This window comes from Stenotrophomonas sp. LC732, assembly GCF_052446685.1.
Taxonomy (GTDB): domain Bacteria; phylum Pseudomonadota; class Gammaproteobacteria; order Xanthomonadales; family Xanthomonadaceae; genus Stenotrophomonas; species Stenotrophomonas muris.
In genome coordinates, this window is record NZ_CP199214.1 from 1,728,866 (window position 1) to 1,753,474 (window position 24,609).

At 67.4% G+C, this 24,609-nt stretch carries 16 protein-coding genes and 2 pseudogenes; 10 read left to right on the forward strand and 8 right to left on the reverse strand.

The window, feature by feature from the left end:
* Nucleotides 1-55: 55 nt before the first annotated feature.
* The 3 genes from ACT6SE_RS08420 to ACT6SE_RS08430 all read right to left on the reverse strand — a co-directional run bounded on the left by ACT6SE_RS08420 (nt 56) and on the right by ACT6SE_RS08430 (nt 3,946).
* On the reverse strand, nt 56-2,125 hold the full coding sequence (locus ACT6SE_RS08420; protein WP_046430216.1) for an EAL domain-containing response regulator: 2,070 nt from the start codon (nt 2,123-2,125) through the stop codon (nt 56-58).
* Between the two features lie 91 nt (nt 2,126-2,216).
* Complete coding sequence (locus ACT6SE_RS08425; protein WP_046430176.1) at nt 2,217-3,401, reverse strand: NAD(P)/FAD-dependent oxidoreductase; 1,185 nt, start codon at nt 3,399-3,401, stop codon at nt 2,217-2,219.
* On the reverse strand, nt 3,398-3,946 hold the full coding sequence (locus tag ACT6SE_RS08430) for a YaeQ family protein (RefSeq protein ID WP_032960464.1): 549 nt from the start codon (nt 3,944-3,946) through the stop codon (nt 3,398-3,400). The genes ACT6SE_RS08425 and ACT6SE_RS08430 overlap by 4 nt, the downstream gene beginning before the upstream one ends.
* Nucleotides 3,947-4,079: 133 nt before the next feature.
* On the opposite strand from ACT6SE_RS08430, the pseudogene ACT6SE_RS08435 reads away from it, so the two are divergent.
* Nucleotides 4,080-4,947, forward strand: a pseudogene (locus ACT6SE_RS08435) (pseudouridine synthase).
* A gap of 13 nt (nt 4,948-4,960) precedes the next feature.
* On the opposite strand, the gene ACT6SE_RS08440 reads toward ACT6SE_RS08435, so the two are convergent.
* A complete protein-coding gene (locus tag ACT6SE_RS08440; RefSeq protein ID WP_046430177.1) occupies nt 4,961-5,449 on the reverse strand; it encodes a YaiI/YqxD family protein in 489 nt (162 codons plus the stop codon).
* 303 nt (nt 5,450-5,752) lie between these two features.
* Here ACT6SE_RS08440 and ACT6SE_RS08445 point away from each other — a divergent pair, with 303 nt between their 5' ends.
* The 4 genes from ACT6SE_RS08445 to ACT6SE_RS08460 all read left to right on the forward strand — a co-directional run bounded on the left by ACT6SE_RS08445 (nt 5,753) and on the right by ACT6SE_RS08460 (nt 9,565).
* Nucleotides 5,753-5,962, forward strand: coding sequence for a cold-shock protein (locus ACT6SE_RS08445; protein WP_005416210.1), 210 nt, complete (start codon nt 5,753-5,755; stop codon nt 5,960-5,962).
* A gap of 189 nt (nt 5,963-6,151) precedes the next feature.
* The gene (locus ACT6SE_RS08450; protein WP_014646835.1) at nt 6,152-6,841 is read left to right on the forward strand and encodes a glutathione S-transferase family protein; all 690 of its coding nucleotides are present in this window, start codon (nt 6,152-6,154) and stop codon (nt 6,839-6,841) included.
* A gap of 32 nt (nt 6,842-6,873) precedes the next feature.
* Nucleotides 6,874-8,439: a protein adenylyltransferase SelO gene (locus ACT6SE_RS08455; protein WP_046430180.1), complete on the forward strand. Its 1,566-nt coding sequence runs from the start codon at nt 6,874-6,876 to the stop codon at nt 8,437-8,439.
* 589 nt (nt 8,440-9,028) lie between these two features.
* Nucleotides 9,029-9,565 (forward strand): adenine phosphoribosyltransferase, encoded by a 537-nt coding sequence (locus ACT6SE_RS08460; RefSeq protein WP_014646837.1) that lies wholly within the window; start codon nt 9,029-9,031, stop codon nt 9,563-9,565.
* Between the two features lie 174 nt (nt 9,566-9,739).
* Here the strand turns inward: ACT6SE_RS08460 and dbpA are convergent, their stop codons facing one another.
* Nucleotides 9,740-11,116, reverse strand: a complete 1,377-nt coding sequence (dbpA, locus tag ACT6SE_RS08465; RefSeq protein ID WP_014646838.1) for an ATP-dependent RNA helicase DbpA — start codon at nt 11,114-11,116, stop codon at nt 9,740-9,742.
* A 183-nt stretch (nt 11,117-11,299) separates the two neighbouring features.
* Nucleotides 11,300-12,379 carry a YeiH family protein gene (locus tag ACT6SE_RS08470; protein ID WP_046430181.1) on the reverse strand — a complete coding sequence of 360 codons (1,080 nt, stop codon included), beginning with the start codon at nt 12,377-12,379 and terminating at the stop codon, nt 11,300-11,302.
* Between the two features lie 101 nt (nt 12,380-12,480).
* On the opposite strand from ACT6SE_RS08470, the gene ACT6SE_RS08475 reads away from it, so the two are divergent.
* Entirely contained in the window at nt 12,481-13,356 is an 876-nt protein-coding gene (locus tag ACT6SE_RS08475) for a LysR substrate-binding domain-containing protein (protein WP_014646840.1), read from the forward strand.
* Between the two features lie 356 nt (nt 13,357-13,712).
* Nucleotides 13,713-15,596, forward strand: a complete 1,884-nt coding sequence (locus ACT6SE_RS08480; RefSeq protein ID WP_014646841.1) for an ATP-binding cassette domain-containing protein — start codon at nt 13,713-13,715, stop codon at nt 15,594-15,596.
* Between the two features lie 154 nt (nt 15,597-15,750).
* Here the strand turns inward: ACT6SE_RS08480 and ACT6SE_RS08485 are convergent, their stop codons facing one another.
* Nucleotides 15,751-16,212 (reverse strand): c-type cytochrome, encoded by a 462-nt coding sequence (locus ACT6SE_RS08485; RefSeq protein ID WP_005416218.1) that lies wholly within the window; start codon nt 16,210-16,212, stop codon nt 15,751-15,753.
* 9 nt (nt 16,213-16,221) lie between these two features.
* On the reverse strand, nt 16,222-16,611 hold the full coding sequence (locus tag ACT6SE_RS08490; RefSeq protein ID WP_014646842.1) for a c-type cytochrome: 390 nt from the start codon (nt 16,609-16,611) through the stop codon (nt 16,222-16,224).
* Nucleotides 16,612-16,816: 205 nt separating this feature from the next.
* Between ACT6SE_RS08490 and ACT6SE_RS08495 the strand changes: the two genes are divergently transcribed.
* The 3 genes and pseudogenes from ACT6SE_RS08495 to ACT6SE_RS08505 all read left to right on the forward strand — a co-directional run bounded on the left by ACT6SE_RS08495 (nt 16,817) and on the right by ACT6SE_RS08505 (nt 24,562).
* Complete coding sequence (locus ACT6SE_RS08495; protein ID WP_046430183.1) at nt 16,817-17,962, forward strand: efflux RND transporter periplasmic adaptor subunit; 1,146 nt, start codon at nt 16,817-16,819, stop codon at nt 17,960-17,962.
* Nucleotides 17,959-21,480: an efflux RND transporter permease subunit gene (locus ACT6SE_RS08500; RefSeq protein WP_046430185.1), complete on the forward strand. Its 3,522-nt coding sequence runs from the start codon at nt 17,959-17,961 to the stop codon at nt 21,478-21,480. The genes ACT6SE_RS08495 and ACT6SE_RS08500 overlap by 4 nt, the downstream gene beginning before the upstream one ends.
* Nucleotides 21,477-24,562, forward strand: a pseudogene (locus tag ACT6SE_RS08505) (efflux RND transporter permease subunit). The gene ACT6SE_RS08500 and the pseudogene ACT6SE_RS08505 overlap by 4 nt, the downstream one beginning before the upstream one ends.
* The last annotated feature ends 47 nt before the right edge of the window (nt 24,563-24,609 follow it).

Here is a 24,609-nt window from a genome sequence, read left to right on the forward strand (position 1 = left end):
GCTGCTCTTCGCTTGAGTCCCGCAGCTGAGCGTGGCTCGGCTCTACAGAGAGGCGTCACCCGAACTCGAAGCCCATCTCCGGCAGCGCCGGGCCGACGAAGTCGCCCTGCACGTAATCCACGCCGGCACTGAACAGCAGCGTCATCGAGTTGGCATCGCTGACGAACTCGGCAATGGTGCGGATACCGGCTTCCTGTGCACGCGCGGTGATCTGGCTGATGCGGTCGATGTTCTCGCGCGTGGCGGCCAGGTCGCTGGTGAAGCCCCGGTCCAGCTTGAGGAACTGCGGCTGGAAGTGGGCCAGCAGCTGGAATGAATCCAGCCCCGAACCGAACTGCTCCAGGCCGATGCGGCAGCCCAGCGGCGCCACTTCGGCTAGGAACTGCTGCGCACTGCGCAGGTGGGTGAAAACCTTCGCTTCCGGCGCATGCAGCCACAGCCGTTCGCCGGGCACGCCCTGTGCCTGCAGTTCGCGGCGCAGCGTGGCGATCATCTGCGGGTCGTCGAACGATTCCGGCGTCACCTTCACCAGCACCTGGGTGGCGTTGCCCTCGCGTGCCCGCTGGCCGAGCACCGCGATGGCCTGCGAGACCACCCAGCGGTTGATGTCGGCCAGCAGGCCGTGTTCCTCGGCGATGCCCAGGAACGCGGTCGGGCTCAGCAGCTCGCCATTGTTCTCCAGGCGCAGGTAGGCCTCGTACAGCTCCAGTGGCTCGCCCTGCAGGTTCAGCACCGGCTGGTAGTGAAGCTGGAAGCCGTCGCCGGCCAGCGCCTCGCGGATGCGCGCAACCCAGCGCTGTACGCGTTCTTCCTCGACACGGTCGGCGGCAGCCGGGTCGAAGATGCGGCAGGTGTTGCCCAGTTCGGCGGCGGCCTGGGTGCAGTCGCTGGCGCGCGCCAGCACCTGGCCGATGCTGGCGATCTTCTCGCCCACCTGCACGCCACCGATGCTGACCGTCACCGTGGCCGAGCGTGCGCCGATGCTGAAGACATGTGCGGCATAGGCTTCGCGGATGCGCTCGGCCAGCGCCACGGTCTGCGCGTAGGGCCCGGCCTGCAGCACGGCGAAATTGTGTTCGCCGAAGCGGGCCAGTTGCGCGTCCTCGCCGACCACCTCGGCCAGCAGGGCGGCGAGAGCGCCGATCAGGATGTCGGCCGACGCCAGGCCGATATCCGGCAGCAGGCGCGCGTAGTGGTCAGGCTCGATCAACAGCAGGCCGAACTGACCCTCGCTGCGCCCGGCCTGGGCCACCGCGCTTTCCAGCTGCAGCATGAAGGTCGGGCGATTGAGCAGGCCGGTGACCTGGTCGCGCTGGCGCAGGTCCTCGACCTCGCGTGCCAGCTCGGGGTCGAACTCCATGCGGCGGCGGAGCACCACCTGCAGGCAGGACTCGCCCTCGTAGGTGGCCGCGGCAAATTCCATCGTCGCCGGGAAGGAACTGCCGTCCTCGTGGCGCGCGTCGAGCTGGTACTGCGGCGGCGGCGCCTCGCCACGGCTGAGGCCTTTGAGCAGCTGTTTGAAGCCCTCCACGTGCTGGGCGGCGACCATGTCCAGCAGCGAAATGCCTTCGATGTCCTCGAAATGCTCGTAGCCGAACATCTCCAGATAGGCGTCGTTGGCGCGGATGTGCATGCCTTCATGCACATAGGCGATGGGGTCGCGCGAGGAGGCGATCAGCGCGTCGCAGCGGCGCTCGGTCTCGCGCATCTGCGCCTCGATCCGGCGCAGGCCGCGACGCGCCTGCAGGTCGACCCACTGGTCGCGGACCACGGCGAGCAGATGCTCGGGGCGCTGGCGCAGGGCGAGGGCGCGGATGCCATGGCTGCTGGCCTGCACCAGTTCGTCCTCGTCGATGCGCTCGGCCAGCAGCACCAGCGGGATGTCCTTGCCGCTGGCGGCGATGTGCTGGGCCGCCAGCTGCAGCGGGATGCCCTGCGAAGGCGAGGCCAGCACCAGGTCGATGGCCTGGCTGGCCAGCACCTGGGCCAGCTCGGCCGCATCCTGCGGGCGCCACGGGCGTACCGCGATGCCGCTGTTGCGCAGGGTGCTGACGATGGCTTCGGCATTCTCGCCGCTGTCATCGACGATCAGCAGGCGGATGGTGATGTCGTTCGCGTTCTGCATGCACTGCTCCCCAATCTGCGAATCTAGATACACGATGCGCGGCGAACCGTCCATGCGCGCACCCCTGGCGCGCGTCGAACGGCGAAGTGGTTCACACCACGCCGCCCGCTGCGTGGCCGCTGGCCCAGGCCCATTGGAAGTTGTAGCCGCCCAGCCAGCCGGTCACGTCCAGCACCTCGCCAACGAAGTGCAGGCCGGGCACGCGCTTGGATTCCATCGTCGAGGATGACACTTCGGCGGTGTCCACGCCGCCCAGGGTGACCTCGGCGGTGCGGTAGCCTTCGGTGCCGCTGGCCACCAGCGGGAATGCGCCCAGCAGCTGCGCGGCCTGGCGCAGCACCGGCTCGTCCAGCTGGCGCACGGGCCGGTCGGGCAGCCAGTGCTCGCACAGGCGTTGCGCCAGCCGCTTCGGCAGTACCTCGCCCAGCACCGTGCGCAGCTCGGCGGCCGGGCGGTCGCGCTTCATCTGGCGCAACCACTCGCCGGCATCCTGGCCCGGCAACAGGTCCAGCTCCAGCGCATCGCCGGGCTGCCAGAACGACGAAATCTGCAGGATGGCCGGGCCGCTTACGCCACGGTGGGTCAGCAGCATGAAGTTCTGGAAACTCTTTCCGTTGCAGCGCGCCTCGATCGGCAGTGCGACGCCGCTGAGGTCGGCCAGCCGCTCCTGGTGCTTGCCGCTGAGGGTCAGCGGCACCAGCCCGGCGCGGGTCGGCAGTACCTGGTGGCCGAACTGGCGGGCCACCTCATAGCCAAAGCCGCTGGCCCCCATGCTGGGAATCGACAGGCCACCGGTGGCAACCACCAGCGAGGCGCAATGGAACAGGCCCTGGGTGGTGTGCACGCGGAAACCATCGCTGCCGTGCTCGATGCGCTGCACGCTGCAGTCGGTACGGATCTGTACGCCGGCCGCCTGGCACTCGTCCACCAGCATCTTCACGATCTGCTTGGACGAGATATCGCAGAACAGCTGCCCCAGTTCCTTTTCGTGATAGGCGATGCCGTGCTTGTGCACCAGCTCGATGAAATGCCAGGGCGTGTAGCGGGCCAGCGCCGACTTGCAGAAGTGCGGGTTGGCCGACAGGAAGTTGGCCGGGGTGGTGCCGGTGTTGGTGAAGTTGCAGCGGCCACCGCCGGACATCAGGATCTTCTTGCCGACCTTGTTGGCATGGTCGATCACCTGCACCTGGCGGCCGCGCTGGCCGGCAGTGATCGCGGTCATCAGCCCGGCTGCGCCGGCACCGATGACCACCACATCGCAACGGATGGTGCTCATGCCTTGGCGCGCTTGCGCCAGTCCGGGATCACGTCGAGCTGGATCTGGTCGTTGAGCAGCTGCACTTCGCCGTCCTGGATCAGCACGCTCCAACGCATGGCGCGCTGGATCTGCTGGCCCCAGCGCTCGACGAATTCGCCGTCCAGATCAACCACCGAAAGATTGTCGAAGCGCGCCAGGCCCTTGCCCTGCTTGCTCCACCAGATCTCCGAGGCGTTGCCGCCGTAGTTGACCACCTGCACCTGGCGGCTGCGATTGCTGGCCTTGCGGATGCGCGATTCGTCCGGATGGCCCAGGTCGATCCACTGCAGGATGTCGCCGGTGTAGTCGTGTTCCCACAGATCGGGCTCGTCATCGGTACTCAGGCCGCGGCCGAACTCCAGGCGATCGCCGGCGTTCAGCGCGAAGGCGAGCAGGCGCACCATCAGGCGCTCGTCGGTCTCGGACGGATGCTGGGCCAGGGTCAGGTTGTGGGTCGCGTAGTAGCCGCGATCCATGTCGCTGATCTGCAGTTCGGCCTTGCGGATGGTGGCGGTAAGAGCCATGGGGGATCCGTGGACTAAAGAGGACAATGATAGAGGTTTGCTCCGGGGGTGTCCGTGGCCGGACTGTCTGCGCACCGTCAACGGTGGCACTCTTGCGCTCTTTCCCGTGGCCGGAGTGGACGCCATGAGCTTGATGAGCTTGCCCAGCCGGTTGCAGCTGCCGCCCGGCCCCTGGGCCACCCTGCTGGATGGCCTGTGTGCACGTTTTCCGCGCATCGCGCGCGCAATGGCAGGATCGCTTCGCGCGCGGCCGCGTGCTGGACGCACAGGGCAGGGCGCTCACTGCGGACATGCCCTGGCAGGTCGGGCTGGACATCCAGTACTTCCGCGAGGTGGCCGACGAACCGGTGATCCCCTTCACCGAAACCATCGTCCATCTGGATGCGCACCTGCTGGTGGCCGACAAGCCGCATTTCCTGCCGGTGACACCGGCGGGCGGGCATGTACGCGAGACGCTGCTGGCGCGGCTGGTCGCCCGCACCGGCAATGCCGATCTGGTGCCGCTGCACCGGCTGGATCGGCTGACGGCCGGGTTGGTGCTGTTCTCGACCCAGCGTGCGTCGCGCGATGCTTACCAGCGCCTGTTCCGTGAGCGGCGCATCGAAAAGACCTATGAGGCCTTGGCACCGGCGCTGCCGGGGCGGGAGTTTCCGCTGCAGCGGTACAGCCGCCTGGTGCCGGGCGAGCCGTTCTTCCGCATGGCCGAAGTGCCCGGCGAGGCCAATGCGCGCAGCCGGATCGAGCTGATCGAGGCCGAAGGGCCGATCTGGCGCTACCGGCTGCTGCCGGAAACCGGCCGCAAGCATCAGCTGCGCGTGCACATGGCCATGCTGGGGGCGCCGATCATGGGTGACGACCTGTACCCGCAGCTTCGGCAACGGGCACCGGACGTAGCCGAGGCGCCGCTGCAGCTGCTGGCGCGGGCCCTGGCTTTCGATGACCCGTTGAGTGGTGCACGACGGATGTTCAGCAGCGGCCGCAGCCTGAGCCTTCCGGCTTAGGGCGGCCAGGCGCTCAGCGGGCCGGGCGTCGCGCCAGCCAGCGGTCCAGCTCGGCGGCGAACAGCTGCCGGTCGCGGGGGCCCAGGGGCGGCGGTCCGCCGGTCTGGACCCCGGCGCCGCGCAGTTCCTCCATGAAATTGCGCATCGACAGTCGCTCGGCCATGTTGTTCGGTGTGTACAACTGGCCGCGCGGGTTCAGCGCGACGGCCTGCTTCTCCAGCACCAGCGCGGCCAGCGGGATGTCCTGGGTGACCACCAGGTCCCCCGCGGCGACCCGCTCGACGATGGCGCTGTCGGCCACGTCCAGCCCCTGCGGCACCTGGATCGAGCGCAGCCAGCGCGAGGGCGGGGTGCGGATCCACTGGTTGGCGACCAAGGTCAGTTCGATCCCGACCCGTTCAGCCGCACGGAACAGGATGTCGCGGATGACGGTGGGACAGGCGTCCGCATCCACCCAGATGCGGGGAGAGGCGTGTTCAGCGGGGGGTTCAGCTTCAGTCATTTACCCAGTGTAGGGTAGGAAAAACCTGAATGGGGACTCGGAGTTAGCCGCGAGAGGCTGCCAACCCTTGTCACGCCTAGCGGGTGACGTATTCCCATGAACGTCGGGGCTATCGCTTTTTGCAGAAAACACGCGTATCGTGCGACCCACTGTGTTTGCTAGGGTCACCGTGAATCGTGGCCTGGTGCAGTTGATCTCACGATCCGCTCATCGATCCGCTTTACCAACGCCTGCAACTCAGTCTCGGCCCCGATACCCGGTGGCTGCGATTTTTTTCAACATGTGTTTCAGGAGTTAGTAAAAATGTCTGAACGTCAGACCGGTACCGTCAAGTGGTTCAACGACGCCAAGGGCTTCGGCTTCATCACCCCGGAAAGCGGCCCGGACCTGTTCGTGCACTTCCGCGCGATCCAGGGCACCGGCTTCAAGACCCTGCAGGAAGGCCAGAAGGTTACCTTCATCGCCGTCCAGGGTCAGAAGGGTATGCAGGCTGACCAGGTGCAGGCGGTCTAATCCGTCTGCTACCGTTGGGTAGCCAGAACGCCGGAAGCGAAAGCTTCCGGCGTTTTTTATTGCCCGCCGTTTTTTTTGTAGAGTCGAGCCATGCTGGACTGCGCCCAAAGACAGTCGAGCATGGCTCGACTATACAAAGGACATGCAGCCGGCGCGGTACGATGCGCGTCTCCCCAAGGGATCACCCCCATGCGCATCGTCCACCACCTGGAAAACTCCCGTTCGCTGCGCGTGCTGTGGATGCTGGAGGAGCTGGGATTGGACTACGAACTGCGCCGCTATCCGCGCGATCCGAAGACGCTGCTGGCGCCGCCGGAACTGCGCAACGTGCATCCGCTCGGCAAGTCGCCGGTACTGCAGGATGGTGAGCTGGTACTGGCCGAGTCCGGCGCGATCCTCGACTACCTCGCTGACCGTTACGACACGCAACGCCAGCTGTCGCCGTCACCGATGCCGGCAGACGGGGCCGAACGCATCGCTTACCGCTACTGGCTGCACTACGCCGAAGGCTCGGCGATGCCACCGTTGCTGCTGACCCTGGTGATGGGCCGCATACGCAACGCGCCGATGCCGTTCTTCGCGCGCCCGATCGCACGCAGCATTGCCGACAAGGCCGAGCGCGGCTTCATCGGCCCGCAGCGGCGCCTGCACCTGGACTGGATGGAGCGCCGCCTGGCCGAAAGCCCGTGGTTTGCCGGCGAGCGTTTCAGTGCGGCCGACATCCAGATGAGCTTCCCGATCCAGGCCGCTGCCGCGCGCGGTGGTGGCCTGGACGACAAACCGGCACTGCGTGGCTTCCTCAAGCGTATCGGTGAACGCCCGGCCTACCAGCGTGCCGAGGCCCACGGCGGCCACCTGCAGGCGCTCGGCGGCAATTGAGGAGGGCGGCCGTCGCCCTCATCTCCAGCACCATGGATACCGACACTCCCCGTTTCGACAACCGCCTGCTGCACACCCTGCCGGGCGACCCCGAATCCGGCCCGCGCAGGCGCGAAGTGCTGGGCGCCGCCTGGTCGCCCGTGATGCCGACCCCGGTGACGGCGCCCACGCTGTTGGCCTGGGCGCCGGACGTCGCCGAAATGCTTGGCTTCGATACCGCTGAAGTCGAAAGCGAAGGTTTCGCGCAGGTATTCGGCGGCAATGCGCTGTACGCCGGCATGCAACCGTGGGCAGCCAACTACGGTGGCCATCAGTTTGGCCACTGGGCCGGCCAGCTCGGCGACGGGCGTGCGATTTCGCTGGGTGAGCTGGTTGCGCCGGATGGCCAGCACTGGGAGCTGCAGTTGAAGGGGGCCGGGCCAACGCCGTACTCGCGGGGGGCCGATGGACGGGCAGTGCTGCGCTCATCGATCCGCGAATTCCTGTGCAGCGAGGCGATGCATCACCTTGGCGTGCCGACTACGCGCGCGTTGTCACTGGTCGGCACCGGTGAGGACGTGGTGCGCGACATGTTCTATGACGGCCATCCGCGTGCCGAGCCAGGCGCCATCGTATGCCGGGTCTCGCCGTCGTTCCTGCGCTTCGGTTCGTTCGAACTGCCGGCCTCGCGCGGTGAAACCGCCCTGCTGCAGCAGCTGGTGGATGCCTGCATCGCCCGCGACTTCCCCGAACTGCAGGGGCAGGGCGAGGCGCTGTACGGCGACTGGTTCGCGCAGATCGCGGTGCGCACCGCCGAGATGATCGCGCACTGGATGCGTGTCGGCTTCGTGCACGGCGTGATGAACACCGACAACCTGTCCGTGCTCGGTGTGACGCTGGATTACGGCCCCTATGGCTGGGTCGAGGACTTCGATCCGGACTGGACGCCGAACACCACCGACGCCCAGGGGCGCCGCTACCGCTTCGGCACCCAGCCGCAGGTGGCGTACTGGAACCTGAGCCGATTGGCGCAGGCGCTGTCGCCGCTGTTCGCCGATGTCGCACCGCTGCAGGCAGGCCTGGCGGCTTACCAGTCCACGTTCGTGGCCTGCACGCGTCGCGATGCTGCAGCGAAGCTGGGGCTGGCTGCTGCCGACGATGATGACCTGCAGCTCTACCAGCGCTGGCAACAGCTGATGCAGGAGGGCGCAATGGACATGACCCTGGCCTGGCGCGCACTGACGCGCATCGACCCGGCGGCAGCAGATGCGACGGTTCTGGACGCGGTGTACTACGACGAGGCGCGGCGACAGGCAGTGCAGGCACCGCTGCAGCACTGGCTGCAGGACTACGCAGCGCGCCTGCGCCGCGATCCGCTGGCGGCCAGCGAACGCCAGGCGAAGATGGCAGCGGCCAACCCGCTGTACGTGCTGCGCAACTGGCTGGCCCAGGAAGCGATCGACCGCGCAGAGCAGGGGGATCTCGGCGGCGTCCATGCACTGCAGGACGTGCTGCGCGACCCGTACACCGAGCGTGCCGGCCTGGAACACTTCGCTGGCAAGCGCCCGGCGTGGGCCGACAATCGCGCCGGTTGCTCGATGCTGTCCTGCAGTTCCTGAGGGTGGGTTTCGGCAGGGCTGCGCCCTGCACCTGCGGAGGCCAGATCAACAGCCAGAGCAAAAGCGGATTCCGTGGTTTGGCGGGGCGGTGTCGGAGTGCGGGGACGCTGCAAGTACGTCCCTGTAAGCTTGGCAGCCGCATCCATGCGGCTGACACCCGCACTCCGACACCGCCCCACCTCCGACAGATTCCCGCGGCTGTGGGTAGGTGTCGACCTTGGTTGACACATCTGTCAGATATCGAATGAAATTCCGGGGTCAGATCCGTTTTCCTTCGTAAAACGGATCTGACCCCATGAGCAATTCCGACAGGTCGCAGGAAACTGTCGAAGGCGGGGTGGGTCCGGTGGCGGGGGCGTGAACGCCATGGATGGCGCGACCGAGCCTACGCGGACGTATCTACGGCGTCCCCCGCAACCGGGCCCGCCTCGCCATCCCCCGGGATGCAGGCTGTTGCCGTTGCTGTTGAGGTTGCCGGCCAGCGGCCGGCACTACCGCAGATGCCGGGCGCAGCCCGGCCGGACACCACCAGCAGGCAGGCGGCGCCCGGAACAGGTACCCTATGCCGCCATCAGATAGCCAATGTGACATGACCGACGCCATCGTCGCTCCGCAGTGGGCCTCCCGCCTGCGCGACATCGCCGACTTCCCCAAGCCCGGCATCCTGTTCAAGGACATCATGCCGCTGCTCGCCCATGGCGAGGATTTCCGCGGCGCGATCACCGCGATGGCCGACCGTTGGCGCGACCAGAAGCTGGACGCAGTGGTCGGCATCGAATCGCGTGGGTTCATCCTCGGTGCCGCGATGGCGCTGGAGCTGGGCGTCGGCTTCGTGCCGGTGCGCAAGCCGGGCAAGCTGCCGGGCCAGGTCCTGCGCGAGGAATACACGCTGGAATACCGCAGCGACTGCATCGAAGTGCATGCCGATGCGCTGCCGGCCGGCGCCCGCGTGGTGATCATCGACGACGTGCTGGCCACCGGCGGCACGCTGGTCGCTGCGCTGTCGCTGGTGCGCCGCCTGGGCGTTGAAGTGGTCGGCGCCGGTGTACTGGTCGAGCTGGACGGCCTCGGTGGCCGTGCGCGCTGGGAAACGGACCTGCCGCTGCACACCGAACTGGTGTTCTGATCGAAGGGTGGGTGCCAACCAGGGTTGGCACCTGCCAGAGCGAATGGCCGGGAGCCGGTAGTTGCCAACCTTGGTTGGCAGCACTTTTCGCGACGGGTGCCATGGACGGGCCAACCAAGGTTGGCCGCTACCAGGCCAGATCGTTACCAACCGTGGTTGGCAACGCTGCTTCAATCACATCATCCGCACGCGGAAACGACGGCCCTTGATCTTGCCGGCTTCCAGCTTGGCCACGGCCTTGTTGGCCTGCTCACGCGCGATCGCCACATAGGAGCGGGTCGGGAAGATCGCGATCTTGCCGATGAACTTGCTCGACAGGCCGGCATCACCGGTCAGCGCACCGAGGATGTCGCCCGGGCGCAGCTTGTCGGTCTTGCCACCGTCGATGCGCAGCGTGCGCATCGCGGCCTGCGGCAGTTCGGCCGGGCGCGAGGTTGCCAGCGGCGTCTTCTGCCAGTCCAGCGGCTGCCCCATCTGCGCTTCGATGGCGTCGGCGCGGGTCTTCTCGCGGCCGGCCACCAGGCTGATCGCCAGGCCGCTGGCACCGGCGCGCCCGGTACGGCCCACGCGGTGCTGGTAGCTCTCCACGTCGGTCGGCAGTTCGTAGTTGATCACCGCCGCCAGCTCTTCCACGTCCAGGCCGCGCGCGGCGACGTCGCTGGCGACCAGCACGTTGCAGCTGCGGTTGGCCAGCAGCAACAGCACTTCCTCGCGGTCGCGCTGCTCCATGTCGCCGTGCAGGGCCAGTGCGGAGAAGCCGAACTGCTGCAGCGAGTTGGCCACTTCGTCCACGTCCTTGCGGGTGTTGCAGAACACGACCGCCGATTCCGGCGTGTACTTCAGCAGCAGGCCGGCCAGCGCCTTCTGGCGGTGCGCCGGTTCCACCTCGCAGAACAGGTGGCGGATGGCGGGGGCCTGGTCGGCGCCTTCCACGGTCACTTCCACCGCGTCGCGCAGCAGGTCACGCGCCATGGCGCGGATGCTGTCGGGGAAGGTGGCGGAGAACAGCAGGCTCTGGCGGTCCCTATGGGTGCGGCCGGCGATCTCGCGGATCGGCTCCTCGAAGCCCATGTCGAGCATGCGGTCGGCCTCGTCCAGCACCAGCGTGCGCACCGCGCCCAGGTTCAGCGCGCGCTTGCGTGCCAGCTCCTGCACGCGGCCGGGCGTGCCGACCACCACATGCGGATCGTGGCCTTCAAGCGAGGCCAGCTGCGGGCCCAGCGGCACGCCGCCCACCAGCAGCAACAGCTTCAGGTTGGGGATGCCGGTGGCCAGCTTGCGGATCTGCTTGCCGACCTGGTCGGCCAGTTCGCGGGTCGGGCACAGCACCAGCGCCTGCACGCGGATCAGGCTGGGGTCGATGGCCTGCAGCAGGCCCAGGCCGAAGGCGGCGGTCTTGCCGCTGCCGGTGGGTGCCTGTGCGATCACATCACGGCCATCGAGGATGGCCGGCAGGCTCTGCGCCTGCACGGGGGTGAGGGTGGTGTAGCCGAGGGCATCCAGGCCGGGCTGCAGGGCCGGGCTCAGCGGCAGGGTCGAGAAGTCAGTCATGGCGCATTGTACCTGCCTGCGCGGCCGGTCCCGCCTGATCGGATGGGGTCGAATCCCTTTCCGCAGGAAAGGGCTCCGACCCCATCGGAGTCGTCATCCACGCAGGGCGTGAATACACCGGGGGGCATCCACGCATGGCGTGGATCTACGGGTGGATGCCGACCTGGGTCGGCACGCTCCTGCTCAGCCAAGCACCGCCAGTACACCCTGATGGATCGCCAGGCCACCGAACAGCAGCCAGGCGAACAGGATCAGCGCCAGCAGCAGCGGCTTCAGCCCGGCCTGGCGCAGCGCCGAGACGTGGGTGGTCAGGCCCAGCGCGGCCATCGCCATCGCCAGCAGCACGGTATCCAGCTGCACCAGCCCCGCCTGCAGGCCCGCCGGCAGCAGATGCAGCGAGTTGAACCCGGCCACCGCCACGAAACCAAAAGCGAACCACGGCACCACGATGCGCGCCTTGCTGCCGTCGGCGCTGGCCTTGCCGCCACGCGCCAGCCACAGCGACAGCGCGACCAGGAACGGCGCCAGCAGCATCACCCGCACCATCTTGGTGATCACCGCCGTGTCGGCCGCTGCTTCGTTGACCGCGCGGCCTGCCGCCACCACCTGTGCCACTTCATGCACCGTCGCACCGGTGAACAGGCCGTACTGCCGCGCGTCCATTGCCAGCCAGCCGTGCGACTGCACCAGTGCATACAGCGCCGGGTAAAGGAACATCGCCAGCGTGCCGAACACCACCACCGTAGAGACCGCGACGGTGACCTGCGCAGCGCGGCCGCGCACCACCGGCTCGGCGGCCATCACCGCCGCCGCGCCGCAGATCGCGCTGCCGGCGCCGATCAGCATCGCCGCTTCGCGCTCCATCTTGAACACGCGCATGCCCAGCCAGCAGGCCAGCCCGAAGGTGCTGGCGACCACCAGCACGTCCATCAGCACGCCGGCCACGCCGACGTGGCCGATGTCCTGGAAGGTCAGGCGCAGGCCGTACAGCACGATGCCGGCGCGCAGCAGCCAGTGCTTGGAGAAGCCGACACCGGCCGCGCTGCTCGGCGCCAGCCGCGGGTAAAGGGTGTTGCCGACCACGATGCCGGCGACGATGGCCACGGTCAGCGCGCTCAGGCCATGCGCCTGGAGCCAGGGAAGCTCGGCCAGGTACAGCGACGCCGCCGCGATCAGGCCCACCAGCAGCAGGCCGGGCAGGCGCGGCTGCCAGCGTTGGCGCAGGGCGGGCAGGGACCAGGAGGAGAGAGCAGTGGCGTTCATGGCGCGACAGGACTGGGGTGATGGGCCAAGCGTGCGCCTGTGTCACTGACCTGTAAAACGAATAATATGGGTGAAACCTACCTATAAAGCGGGTACATTCCATGCGCCTGACCTTGCGCCAGCTGCAGGTGTTCGTCGCCATCGCCGACCATGGCACCACCACTGCCGCCGGCCAGGCCGTCGCGCTCTCGCAGTCGGCCAGCAGCGCCGCCCTGCAGGAACTGGAGGCGCACTTCGGCACCCCGCTGTTCGACCGCATCGGCCGCCGCCTGGCGCTCAACGGGCACGGCCGCGCGCTGCTGGAGCCGGCGCGCACCTTGCTGGTCAACGCCGCCGATCTGGAGCGGCAGCTGGCCGCCGGCGGAGACCCGTCGCAGGGCGCACCGCTACGGCTGGTGCTGGCCGCCAGTACCACCATCGGCAACTATCTGCTGCCGCCACGCATCGCCGAACTGCTGCGGCAGGCGCCGCAGGCCGAGGTCGATCTGCGCATCGACAACAGTGCCGGCGTGGTCGCCGCGGTACAGCGCCTGGACGTCGACGCCGGCCTGATCGAAGGCCCGTGCCATGAGCGTGGCCTGCAGGTGACCGCCTGGCAGCAGGACCCACTGGTGATCGTGGCTGCCGCCGATGCCCGCGCACGCTGGTCGCTGGATGAACTGCGCCGAGCACGCTGGCTGCTGCGTGAGCCTGGCTCCGGCACCCGCGAAGCCGTGGAACAGGCCCTGCTGCCGCACCTGCGTGGCTTCGCGCAGACCCTGCAGCTGGGCAATACCGAAGCGATCAAGCAGGCCGCCATCGCCGGCCTCGGCCTGGCCTGCCTGTCGCGCCACGCGCTGGAAGAGCCGCTGGCCCTGGGCCGCCTGCGCGTGCTCGAGACTCCGCTGCCGGCCCTGCAGCGCACCCTGTGGCTGGTGCGCCACCCCGGCAAGCAATGGCTGCCGGGGTTGCAGGCGTTGCTGGGGGAGGTGGGGTAGCCATCAGATTTCCAGTCGATTCCATCCATCGACCCTTCTTGTAGCGCTCATCCACGCATGGCGTGGATCTACCGTGTCGACCAAGGTCGACACCCACCAGAGCAGAATGTAGTTCCGACAGATTGCAGGAATCTATCGAAGGCGGGATGGGTCCGGTTGCGGGGGTGTCCGCGGCATGGATGCCGCGGCCAAGCCCCCAGGGACGGGGTTACGGCGTCCCCCGCGACCGGACCCATCCCGCCATCCCACAGGAAACCAGCTTTTGACGTTGCCGTTGAGGTTGCCGGCCAGCGGCCGGCACTACCGCGGGTGCCGGGTGCAACCCGGCCGACGCCCCCAACCCGTACAATATCCGGATGCCTCTGATTACTCTGCAGAACGTCGACTTCAGCGTCGGCGGCCCGTTGTTGCTGGAAAAGGCCGAACTGTCGATCGAGCCGGGCGAACGCATCGCCCTGATCGGCCGCAACGGCGCCGGCAAATCCACCCTGCTCAAGCTGCTGTCCGGCGACCACAAGCCCGATGACGGCGAAGTCCGCGTGCAGCAGGGCGTGCGCGTCACCCGCCTGGAGCAGGAAGTGCCACACGGCGCCGCCGGCTCGGTGTTCGACGTCGTTGCCGATGGCCTCGGTGAACTGGGCCAGTGGCTGGCCGAGTTCCACCATCTCAGCCATGCCGAGGTCTTCGATGGTGAAGCCCTCGGCAATGTGCAGGCCAAGATCGATGCCGCCAACGGCTGGGGCCTGGACCAGCGTGTCAGCGAAACGCTGACCAAGCTCGACCTCGACGGCGATGCCGAATTCGGCCGCCTGTCCGGCGGCATGAAGCGCCGCGTGCTGCTGGCCCGTGCACTGGTCTCCAGCCCGGACGTGCTGCTGCTGGACGAACCGACCAACCACCTGGACATCGAAGCCATCGACTGGCTCGAAGCGTTCCTGAAGGGCTGGAGCGGCAGCGTGGTGTTCGTCACCCATGACCGCCGCTTCCTGCGTGCGCTGGCCACCCGCATCGTCGAGATCGACCGCGGCCAGGTGACCAGCTGGCCGGGCGACTGGGCCAACTACGAGCGCCGCCGCGAGGAACGCCTCAACGCGCAGGCGCAGGAAAATGCCCGCTTCGACAAGCTGCTGGCGCAGGAAGAAGTCTGGATCCGCCAAGGCATCAAGGCGCGCCGTACCCGCGACGAAGGCCGCGTGCGCCGCCTCAAGGCGATGCGCACCGAACGCTCGCAGCGCCGCGACCTCAGCGGTAACGTCAAGATGGAAGCCGCGCAGGGCGTCAGCTCCGGCAAGAAGGTCATCGACGTCAAGGACATTTCGTTCGCCTTCGGTGAGCGCACCATGGTCCGCGATTTCACCACCACCATCCTGCGTGGCGACCGCATCGGCCTGATCGGCCCCAACGGCAGCGGCAAGACCACGCTGCTGAAGCTGCTGCTGGGTGAACTGCAGCCGGCCAAGGGTGAGGTCAATGCGGGCACCAACCTGCAGATCGCCTATTTCGACCAGTACCGCGCGGTGCTGCGCGAAGACTGGAGCGCGATCGAGAACGTGGCCGAAGGCCGCGATTTCCTCGAGTTCAACGGCAAGCGCAAGCACGTGCATGCCTACCTGCAGGACTTCATGTTCACCCCCGAGCGCGCGCGTGCGCCGATCACCCGCCTGTCCGGTGGCGAGCGCAACCGCCTGCTGCTGGCCAAGCTGTTCGCGCAGCCGTCCAACCTGCTGGTGATGGACGAACCGACCAACGACCTCGACGTGGAAACCCTGGAGCTGCTGGAAGAGCTGCTGGGCGAGTACACCGGTACGCTGCTGCTGGTCAGCCACGACCGTGACTTCATCGACAACGTGGTGACCTCCACGCTGGTGATGGAAGGCGACGGCGTGATCGGCGAGTACGTCGGTGGCTACAGCGACTGGCAGCGCTATGCGGCCAGCGTGGCTGCGCCTGCCGCGGCCCCGGCTGCCAAGCCGGCGACTGCTGCACCGGCCGCTGCTGCGGCCGCGACTCCCGCAGCCCCCAAGCGCAAGCTGGCGTACAAGGAAGCGCGCGAGCTGGAGCAGCTGCCAAAGACCATCGAGAAGCTGGAAGGCGATGTCGAAGGGCTGACCTCGGCGATGAACGACCCATCGTTCTACACCCGCAGCAGTGCTGAAGTGACGGCGCACACCCAGCAGCTGGCCAAGGTGCAGGCCGAACTGGATGCCGCTTACGCGCGCTGGGAAGAGCTGGAAGGCTGAGCGTTGACCGGCGCCAGCGATCGCGCCGATTGATGTAGAGCCGAGCCCACGCTCGGCTCAGCAGATCCACGCCATGCGTGGATATCCGGAATCTGTGCGGACCAACGGTCCGCACCTACCAACCGACGGTCCGCACCGACCGGGGGGCCGGCCGTCATTTGACCCCGTGCAGATCCCGCAGCTGGCTCGGCCGGCTGCCGAAGTACGCCGCCAGATCGGCGATGTCCTGATCACTCAGGTCCTTCGCCTGCGGCGTCATCAGCGCATGCTGGCGGTCACCGGCGCGGTAGGCCTGCAGCGCGTGCGCCAGGTAGTCACCGTACTGCCCACCCAGCTTCGGATAGGTCGGATCGATCGGCGCATTGCCGTCGGCCCCATGGCAGTCGATGCAGCTCTGGTTGGTGGCCTTGCCCTTCACCTTGGCGCGGGCTTCACCGGCGGCCTCGCGGCCAGCGGGCAGGCCGGCGGAGGACGATGAACCGTGCTCGCCGCTGGCATGGCCCGGGTCGGCGGCCGATTTTTCGCTGTTTTCCACCTGCGACTGTGAGCAGGCGGCCAGCAGCAGGGCAACGGACAGGGCGATGGCGTGACGCATCGGATGCGCGGCTTTCGACATGGGCGGGCCTTACTTGACGGTGGACAGGTAAACAGAGAGATCGGCGATCTCCTGTTCGCTGAAACTCATCGACTGCGCCTGCATCGTCGGATGCCGGCGCTTGCCCTGGCGGTACTCGGTCAGGGCCTGGGCCAGATACTGCTGGGTCTGGCCGCCGATCTTCGGCACCCGGTAACTGGGGTAGGCGTTCTTGTAGCCGGTGATCCCGTGGCAGCCTTGGCAGGTGTAGGCCAGGACGCGGCCATTGTCGAAGTTGCCGGTGGGTGCGGCGGGCGCTGGCGCAACGGCGGGAGCCGGGGCCGGGGCGGGTGTGGCAGGAGCAGGAGCGGGCTGTGCGGCGGCCCCAAGGGGCAGGAGGACGGCCAGAGCGAGACAAGCGGCGAGCGGCTGCGGGCGCATGGTGTCGTTTCCGGGGATTCGGGTCTGGTCGTTCCGGCGTGGGGTACGGAACGACCCGAGTATAGCCTCAGGTTTCATCTAGCTGAAATGGGGTCGGGCCGACCGGCGGCGTGAAGGCACCATGACCTTTGGGATATGGTGTTGCCGTGAAGTGGTGCATTACTTTGCTACCACACCTGTCCACGCATCCTTCAGGGACCCGACGATGTCGCACCCAACCTTCCTGTCCGGCCGTCGCAGCGGAATCTGCGCTGCCGCACTGCTGATCTCCACCTCCCTGCTGCTGGGCGGTTGCGCCGCAGGGCCCAATTCCGAAGCCAAGGCTGCCGAAACCAAGGAGGAGAAGAAGGTCGACGCAGTCCCGGTCGAAGTGGCGGTGGCCAGCCATCGTGCCGTCGCGGCCAGCTACACCGGCACGGCCGCGCTGGAACCACGCGCCGAGTCGCAGGTGGTCGCCAAGACCTCCGGCGTGGCGCTGGCGGTGCTGGTCGAGGAAGGGCAGCGGGTCACCGCCGGCCAACCGCTGGTGCGGCTGGACCCGGATCGTGCACGGCTGGCCGTTGCACAGAGCGAAGCGCAGATGCGCAAGCTGGAAAACAATTACCAGCGCGCACAGAAGCTGGTCGGCCAGCAGATGGTCAGCGCCGCCGATGTCGACCAGCTGCGCTACGACCTGGAAAACGTCCGCGCGCAGTACCGGCTGGCCACGCTGGAGCTGTCCTACACCACGGTGGTGGCGCCGATCTCCGGCGTGATCGCATCGCGCTCGATCAAGACCGGCAACTTCGTGCAGATCAACACGCCGATCTTCCGCATCGTCGACAACTCGCGGCTGGAAGCCACCCTCAACGTGCCCGAGCGTGAACTGGCCACCCTGCGCGCCGGCCAGCCGGTGACGCTGGCGGCCGACGCGCTGCCGGGGCAGAGCTTCACCGGCACCGTTGATCGCATCGCGCCGGTGGTGGATTCGGGCAGCGGCACGTTTCGCGTGGTCAGCGCCTTCGACGGCGCCGCACACGCGCTGCAGCCCGGCATGTTCGGTCGCATCCGCATCGACTACGACCAGCGTGCCGATGCGCTGGTCGTACCGCGCCTGGCGTTGCTCGACGACGGTGAGCCGGCGGTGTTCCGCGTGCGCGAAGGCAAGGTCGCACGCGTTCCGGTCAAGCTGGGTTACGCCGAGGGCCCGTGGGTGGAGATCCGTGATGGCCTGGCGGCCGGTGATCAGGTGGTCACCGCCGGCAAGGTCGCCCTGCGCGACGGCACCTCGGTGCAGGTGATTGCCGATCCGAAGGCGAAGACGGTCGCTGCGGCCGCCAAGCCCGCAGACAAGGCCGGGAGCAAGCAATGACCGCCCCGGGCCACGACCACGGTGCCTCGCCGGCGAGCGACGGCGCCGCCGCCGGCATGCGCGGCGGCCTGGTGGAGTTTGCCACCCGCCGCCGCGTGACCATCGCCATGTGCACGGTCACGCTGCTGCTGTTCGGCCTGATCGCGCTGGGCAATCTCAAGGTCAACCTGCTGCCCGACCTGAGCTACCCGACGCTGACCGTGCGCACCGAATACACCGGTGCAGCGCCGACTGAAATCGAAACCCTGATCACCCAGCCGGTCGAAGAAGCGGTCGGCGTGGTCAAGAACCTGCGCAAGCTGAAGTCGGTCTCGCGCACCGGCCAGAGCGACGTGGTGCTGGAATTCGCCTGGGGCACCAACATGGACCAGGCCAGCCTGGAGGTGCGCGACAAGATGGAAGCGCTGAACCTGCCGCTGGAGGCCAAGGCCCCGGTGCTGCTGCGCTTCAATCCGTCCACCGAGCCGATCATGCGCCTGGTGCTGTCGAACAAGACGGCGCCGACCAGCGATGCCGATGCGGTCCGCGAGCTGACCGGCCTGCGCCGCTATGCCGATGAAGACCTCAAGAAGAAGCTGGAGCCGGTCACCGGCGTGGCGGCAGTGAAGGTGGGCGGCGGCCTGGAGGACGAGATCCAGGTCGACATCGACCAGCAGAAGCTTGCCCAGCTGAACCTGCCGATCGACACCGTCATCAAGCGCCTGAAGGACGAGAACATCAACATTTCCGGCGGCCGCCTGGAGGAGGGCTCGCAGCGCTTCCTGGTGCGTACCGTCAACCAGTTCGCCGACCTGGAGGAGATCCGCAACCTGCTGGTGACCACCCAGGCCGCCAATGGCAGCGCGGCGGACTCGGCGCTGCAGCAGATGTTCAACATCGCCGCGTCGACCGGTTCGGCGGCCGCCATCGCGGCGGCGTCGGCGGCACAGAGCGCATCGTCCGGCGGTGGCTCCAGCGTGGTTGCCAACGGCGTGCCGGTGCGCCTGAAGGACGTGGCCACCGTGCGCCAGGGCTACAAGGAGCGCGAAGCGATCATCCGCCTGGGCGGCAAGGAATCGGTCGAGCTGGCCATCTACAAGGAAGGCGACGCCAACACCGTGTCCACCGCTGAAGCGCTGCGCAAGCGCCTGGAGCAGATCAAGGGCACGTTCCCGTCCGATGTCGAGCTGACCACCATCGAGGACCAGTCGCGCTTCATCGAGCACGCCATCGCCGACGTCAAGAAGGATGCCGTGATCGGCGGCCTGCTGGCGATCCTGATCATCTTCCTGTTCCTGCGCGATGGCTGGAGTACGTTCGTGATCAGCCTGTCGTTGCCGGTCTCGATCATCGCCACGTTCTTCTTCATGGGCCAGCTCGGCCTGAGCTTGAACGTGATGTCGCTGGGTGGCCTGGCATTGGCCACCGGCCTGGTGGTGGATGACTCGATCGTGGTGCTGGAGAGCATCGCCAAGGCCCGTGAGCGTGGCCTGGGCATCCTGCAGGCGGCGATCGCCGGCACCCGTGAAGTGAGCATGGCCGTGGTCGCCTCGACCCTGACCACCATCGCGGTGTTCCTGCCGCTGGTGTTCGTCGATGGCATCGCCGGGCAGCTGTTCCGCGACCAGGCGCTGACCGTGGCGATCGCCATCGCGATCTCGCTGCTGGTGTCGATGACCCTGATCCCGATGCTGAGCTCGCTGAAGGGGCGGCCGCCGCTGGCGTTCCCGGAAGAGGCGCCGAACGTAGCATGGCAGCCGCAGAAGCGTTGGCAGAAGCCGGTTGCACTGGGCCGCCGTGGCGTGCTCGCCAGCGTGCGCTGGAGCTTCTATGCGCTGGCCTGGCTCGTGGTGCGCCTGTGGCGCGGCGTGGTGGCGGTGGTCGGCCCGGTGATGCGCAAGGCCAGCGACCTGGCGATGAAGCCCTATGCAGGCGCCGAGCGAGGCTACCTGCGCCTGCTGCCGAGTGCGCTGGCGCATCCCGGCAAGGTGCTGGGCGTGGCAGCCATCATTTTCGTGGCGACCATGGCGCTGGTGCCGATGCTTGGCGCCGACCTGATCCCGCAGCTGGCGCAGGACCGTTTCGAAATGACGGTGAAGCTGCCGGCCGGCACGCCGCTCAAGCAGACCGATGCGCTGGTGCGCGAGCTGCAGCTGGCGCATGGCAAGGGCGAAGGCGTGGCCTCGCTGTATGGCGTCAGTGGCAGCGGCACCCGGCTGGATGCCAGCCCGACCGAAAGTGGCGAGAACATCGGCAAGCTGACCGTGGTGATGGAAGGTGGCGGCAATGCGCACACTGAAGCGGCGATCGCCGAGCGCCTGCGCGGCACCATGAGCCAGCACCCGGGTGCCCAGGTCGACTTCGCGCGGCCGGCGTTGTTCAGCTTTTCCACGCCGCTGGAAATCGAACTGCGCGGGCAGGACATGGCGACCCTGGAAGTGGCCGGCCAGCGCCTGGCGGCGATGCTGCGCGGCAACGCCCACTACGCCGACGTGAAGTCGACGGTGGAAGAGGGCTTCCCGGAAATCCAGATCCGCTTCGACCAGGAGCGCGCCGGTGCGCTGGGCCTGACCACCCGCCAGATCGCCGACGTGGTGGTGAAGAAGGTGCGTGGCGACGTCGCCACCCGCTACAGCTTCCGTGACCGCAAGATCGACGTGCTGGTGCGCGCCCAGGAAGGTGACCGCGCCAGCGTGGAGAGCATCCGCCGGCTGATCGTCAATCCGGGCAGCACCCGCCCGGTGACCCTGGACGCGGTGGCCGACGTGGTCGCCACCACCGGCCCCAGCGAGATCCATCGTGCCGACCAGACCCGGGTCGCGGTGGTATCGGCCAACCTGCGCGACATCGACCTGGGCGCCGCCATGCGCGAAGTGCAGCAGATGGTGGCCGAGCAGCCGCTGGGCGCGGGTGTCGGCCTGCACATCGGTGGCCAGGGCGAGGAACTGGCGCAGGCGGCGAAGTCGCTGATCTTCGCCTTCGGCCTGGCGATCTTCCTGGTCTACCTGGTGATGGCCTCGCAGTTCGAATCCCTGCTGCACCCGTTCGTGATCCTGTTCACCATCCCGCTGGCGCTGGTCGGCGCGATCCTGGCGCTGATGCTGACCGGAAAGCCCATCTCGGTGGTGGTGTTCATCGGCCTGATCCTGCTGGTCGGCCTGGTCACCAAGAACGCGATCATCCTGATCGACAAGGTCAACCAGCTGCGCGAGGCCGGCGTGGCCAAGCATGAGGCGCTGGTGGAAGGTGCGCGCTCGCGCCTGCGGCCGATCATCATGACCACGCTGTGCACGCTGTTCGGCTTCCTGCCGCTGGCGGTGGCGATGGGCGAGGGCGCCGAAGTGCGTGCACCGATGGCGATCACCGTGATCGGTGGCCTGCTGGTGTCGACGCTGCTGACGCTGCTGGTGATCCCGGTGGTGTACGACCTGATGGATCGTCGCGGCGACGCCTACTACCGTGAGCGCGGCCGCAAGCACGCCGGTGAAGGCCTGCATGGCGACGAGGGCGGCACAGCGGGTGTGGAGGAACCGGCATGAGTGTTGCCGAGTTCTCCATCCGCCGTCCGGTCACCACCATCATGTGCTTCGTGTCGCTGGTGGTGATCGGCCTGATCGCTTCGTTCCGGCTGCCGCTGGAGGCGTTGCCGGACATCTCCGCGCCGTTCCTGTTCGTGCAGATTCCCTACACCGGCTCGACCCCGGAAGAAGTGGAACGGACCATCATCCGTCCAGTCGAGGAATCGCTGGCGACGATGACCGGCATCAAGCGCATGCGCTCGTCGGCCACCTCCGAGGCGGCGCTGATCTACATCGAGTTCAGCGACTGGGACCGCGACATCGCCATTGCCGCGTCGGACGCGCGCGAGCGTATCGACGCGATCCGCAGCGACCTGCCCGACGACCTGCAGCGCTACAACGTGTTCAAGTGGTCCAGCAGCGACCAGCCCGTGCTGAAGGTGCGGCTGGCCAGCACCACCGACCTGACCACCGCCTATGACATGCTCGATCGTGAGTTCAAGCGGCGCATCGAGCGTATTCCCGGTGTGGCCCGCGTCGATATCACCGGTGCGCCGCCGAACGAGGTGGAGATCGCCATCGATCCGAACCGGCTCAACGCGCATGGGTTGAGCATCAACGAGCTGAGCGAGCGCCTGCGCACGCTGAACTTCTCGATCTCGGCCGGGCAGATCGATGACAACGGCCAGCGCGTGCGCGTGCAGCCGGTAGGCGAGATCACCGACCTTCAGGAGATGCGCGACCTGGTGATCAACGCCAAGGGACTGCGCCTGGGTGATATCGCCGATGTCCGCCTGAAGCCGGCGCGGATGAACTACGGGCGCCGCCTGGACGGCAACCCGGCGGTGGGCCTGGACATCTTCAAGGAACGCAGCGCCAACCTGGTGGACGTTTCGCGTGCGGCGCTGGCCGAAGTCGAGGCGATCCGCGCGCAGCCGTCGATGCGCGACGTGCAGATCAAGGTGATCGACAACCAGGGCAAGGCAGTGACGTCCTCGCTGCTGGAGCTGGCCGAGGCCGGCGCGGTCGGCCTGATCCTGTCGGTCACCGTGCTGTTCTTCTTCCTGCGCCATTGGCCGTCGACGCTGATGGTGACGCTGGCCATTCCGATCTGCTTCACCATCACCCTCGGCTTCATGTACTTCGTCGGGGTGACACTCAACATCCTGACCATGATGGGCCTGCTGCTGGCCGTCGGCATGCTGGTCGACAATGCGGTGGTGGTGGTGGAGAGCATCTACCAGGAGCGCGAGCGCATGCCGGGGCAGCCACGGCTGGCCTCGATCATCGGCACCCGCAACGTGGCCATCGCGCTCAGCGCCGGCACGCTGTGCCACTGCATCGTGTTCGTGCCGAACCTGTTCGGCGAGACCAACAACATCAGCATCTTCATGGCGCAGATCGCGATCACCATCTCGGTCTCGCTGCTGGCCTCGTGGCTGGTGGCGGTCAGCCTGATCCCGATGCTGTCCGCGCGCATGGCCACGCCCAAGCTGGTGCACTCGCAGACCGGCCTGATCGCGCGCCTGCAGCGACGCTATGCGCAGCTGCTGGACTGGTCACTGCATCACCGCGGTTGGAGCCTGCTCGGCATCCTGCTGGTGGTGCTGGTCAGCCTGGTGCCGATGAAGCTGACCAAGGTCGACATGTTCGGTGGTGAGGGGGGCAAGGACATCTTCATCGGCTACATGTGGAAGGGCGCCTACACCTACCGCCAGATGTCCGAGGAAGTGGCGCGGGTGGAGAACTGGATCGACCAGAACCGCGAACGCCTGCACGTGAAGCAGGTGTATTCCTGGTACAGCGAGCAGGAAGGCAGCTCCACGGTGGTCACCCTGGACGAAGAGTACGCCAAGGACATCAAGTCGCTGCAGGAGGAACTGCGCAAGGGCCTGCCGAAGTCGGCCCGCACCGATTACTTCGTCGGCAACCAGGGCGGCGATGGCGGTGGCGGCAGCAACCAGGGCGTGCAGGTGCAGCTGGTGGGCGACTCCAGCTCGATGCTGCAGGAGATCGGCCAGGAAGTGGTGCCGTTGCTGGCGCAGCGTGCCGAGCTGCGTGACGTGCGCATCGACAACGGCGAGAAGGGCGGCGAGCTGAAGGTGCGCGTCGACCGCGAGCGTGCCGCAGCGTTCGGCTTCAATGCCGAGCAGGTGGCCAGCTTCGTCGGCCTGGCGCTGCGCGGCGCGCCGATGCGCGAGTTCCGCCGCGGTGACAACGAAGTGCCGGTGTGGGTGCGCTTTGCCGGCGCCGAGCAGAGCAGCCCGGAAGACCTGGCCGGTTTCAGCGTGCGCACCGGCGATGGCCGCAGCGTGCCGCTGCTGAGCCTGGTCACCGTGGACGTTGGTTCGTCGGCCACCCAGATCGGCCGCACCAACCGCCAGACCACGTTGACCATCAAGGCCAACCTGGCGAGAAGGTCACCGCGCCGGACGGGCGCAAGGCGATCGAAGCCGTGCTCAAGCCGATGAACTTCCCGGCCGGCTATGGCTTCACCTTCGACGGCGGCGACTACGGCAACGACGACGAGGCGATGCAGCAGATGGTGTTCAACCTGCTGATCGCACTGGTGATGATCTACGTGGTGATGGCGGCGGTGTTCGAGTCGCTGCTGTTCCCGGCGGCGATCATGAGCGGAGTGCTGTTCTCGATCTTCGGCGTGTTCTGGCTGTTCTGGATCACCGGCACCTCGTTCGGGATCATGTCCTTCATCGGCATCCTGGTGCTGATGGGCGTGGTGGTGAACAACGGCATCGTGATGATCGAGCACATCAACAACCTGCGGCGCAGCGGCATGGGCCGCACCCAGGCGCTGGTGGAAGGCTCACGCGAACGCCTGCGCCCGATCATGATGACCATGGGCACGGCGATCCTGGCGATGATCCCGATCTCGCTGACCGATACGCAGATGTTCGGCAATGGCCCGGAGTATTCGCCGATGGCGCGCGCGATTGCGGGCGGCCTGGCGTTCTCGACGGTGGTCAGCCTGCTGTTCCTGCCGACGATCTATGCGGTGCTCGATGACCTGCGCAATGCCGTGACGCGGTTGATCCGCCGTGCACGCGGGCTGGAGAGGATGGAGCCGGGCGCTGCCCGGCTGTAATGCGCGCCAACGTGTTGTGGTGTGGGGGAGGCCGGTCGTAGTGGGGC

Bases quoted from the DNA above. Each gene is read 5' to 3' on its own strand.
- ACT6SE_RS08420 (WP_046430216.1), bottom strand. From the start codon at position 2,125: ATGCAGAACGCGAACGACATCACCATCCGCCTGCTGATCGTCGATGAC.
- ACT6SE_RS08425 (WP_046430176.1), bottom strand. From the start codon at position 3,401: ATGAGCACCATCCGTTGCGATGTGGTGGTCATCGGTGCCGGCGCAGCC.
- ACT6SE_RS08430 (WP_032960464.1), bottom strand. From the start codon at position 3,946: ATGGCTCTTACCGCCACCATCCGCAAGGCCGAACTGCAGATCAGCGAC.
- ACT6SE_RS08440 (WP_046430177.1), bottom strand. From the start codon at position 5,449: ATGACTGAAGCTGAACCCCCCGCTGAACACGCCTCTCCCCGCATCTGG.
- ACT6SE_RS08445 (WP_005416210.1), top strand. From the start codon at position 5,753: ATGTCTGAACGTCAGACCGGTACCGTCAAGTGGTTCAACGACGCCAAG.
- ACT6SE_RS08450 (WP_014646835.1), top strand. From the start codon at position 6,152: ATGCGCATCGTCCACCACCTGGAAAACTCCCGTTCGCTGCGCGTGCTG.
- ACT6SE_RS08455 (WP_046430180.1), top strand. From the start codon at position 6,874: ATGGATACCGACACTCCCCGTTTCGACAACCGCCTGCTGCACACCCTG.
- ACT6SE_RS08460 (WP_014646837.1), top strand. From the start codon at position 9,029: ATGACCGACGCCATCGTCGCTCCGCAGTGGGCCTCCCGCCTGCGCGAC.
- dbpA (WP_014646838.1), bottom strand. From the start codon at position 11,116: ATGACTGACTTCTCGACCCTGCCGCTGAGCCCGGCCCTGCAGCCCGGC.
- ACT6SE_RS08470 (WP_046430181.1), bottom strand. From the start codon at position 12,379: ATGAACGCCACTGCTCTCTCCTCCTGGTCCCTGCCCGCCCTGCGCCAA.
- ACT6SE_RS08475 (WP_014646840.1), top strand. From the start codon at position 12,481: ATGCGCCTGACCTTGCGCCAGCTGCAGGTGTTCGTCGCCATCGCCGAC.
- ACT6SE_RS08480 (WP_014646841.1), top strand. From the start codon at position 13,713: ATGCCTCTGATTACTCTGCAGAACGTCGACTTCAGCGTCGGCGGCCCG.
- ACT6SE_RS08485 (WP_005416218.1), bottom strand. From the start codon at position 16,212: ATGTCGAAAGCCGCGCATCCGATGCGTCACGCCATCGCCCTGTCCGTT.
- ACT6SE_RS08490 (WP_014646842.1), bottom strand. From the start codon at position 16,611: ATGCGCCCGCAGCCGCTCGCCGCTTGTCTCGCTCTGGCCGTCCTCCTG.
- ACT6SE_RS08495 (WP_046430183.1), top strand. From the start codon at position 16,817: ATGTCGCACCCAACCTTCCTGTCCGGCCGTCGCAGCGGAATCTGCGCT.
- ACT6SE_RS08500 (WP_046430185.1), top strand. From the start codon at position 17,959: ATGACCGCCCCGGGCCACGACCACGGTGCCTCGCCGGCGAGCGACGGC.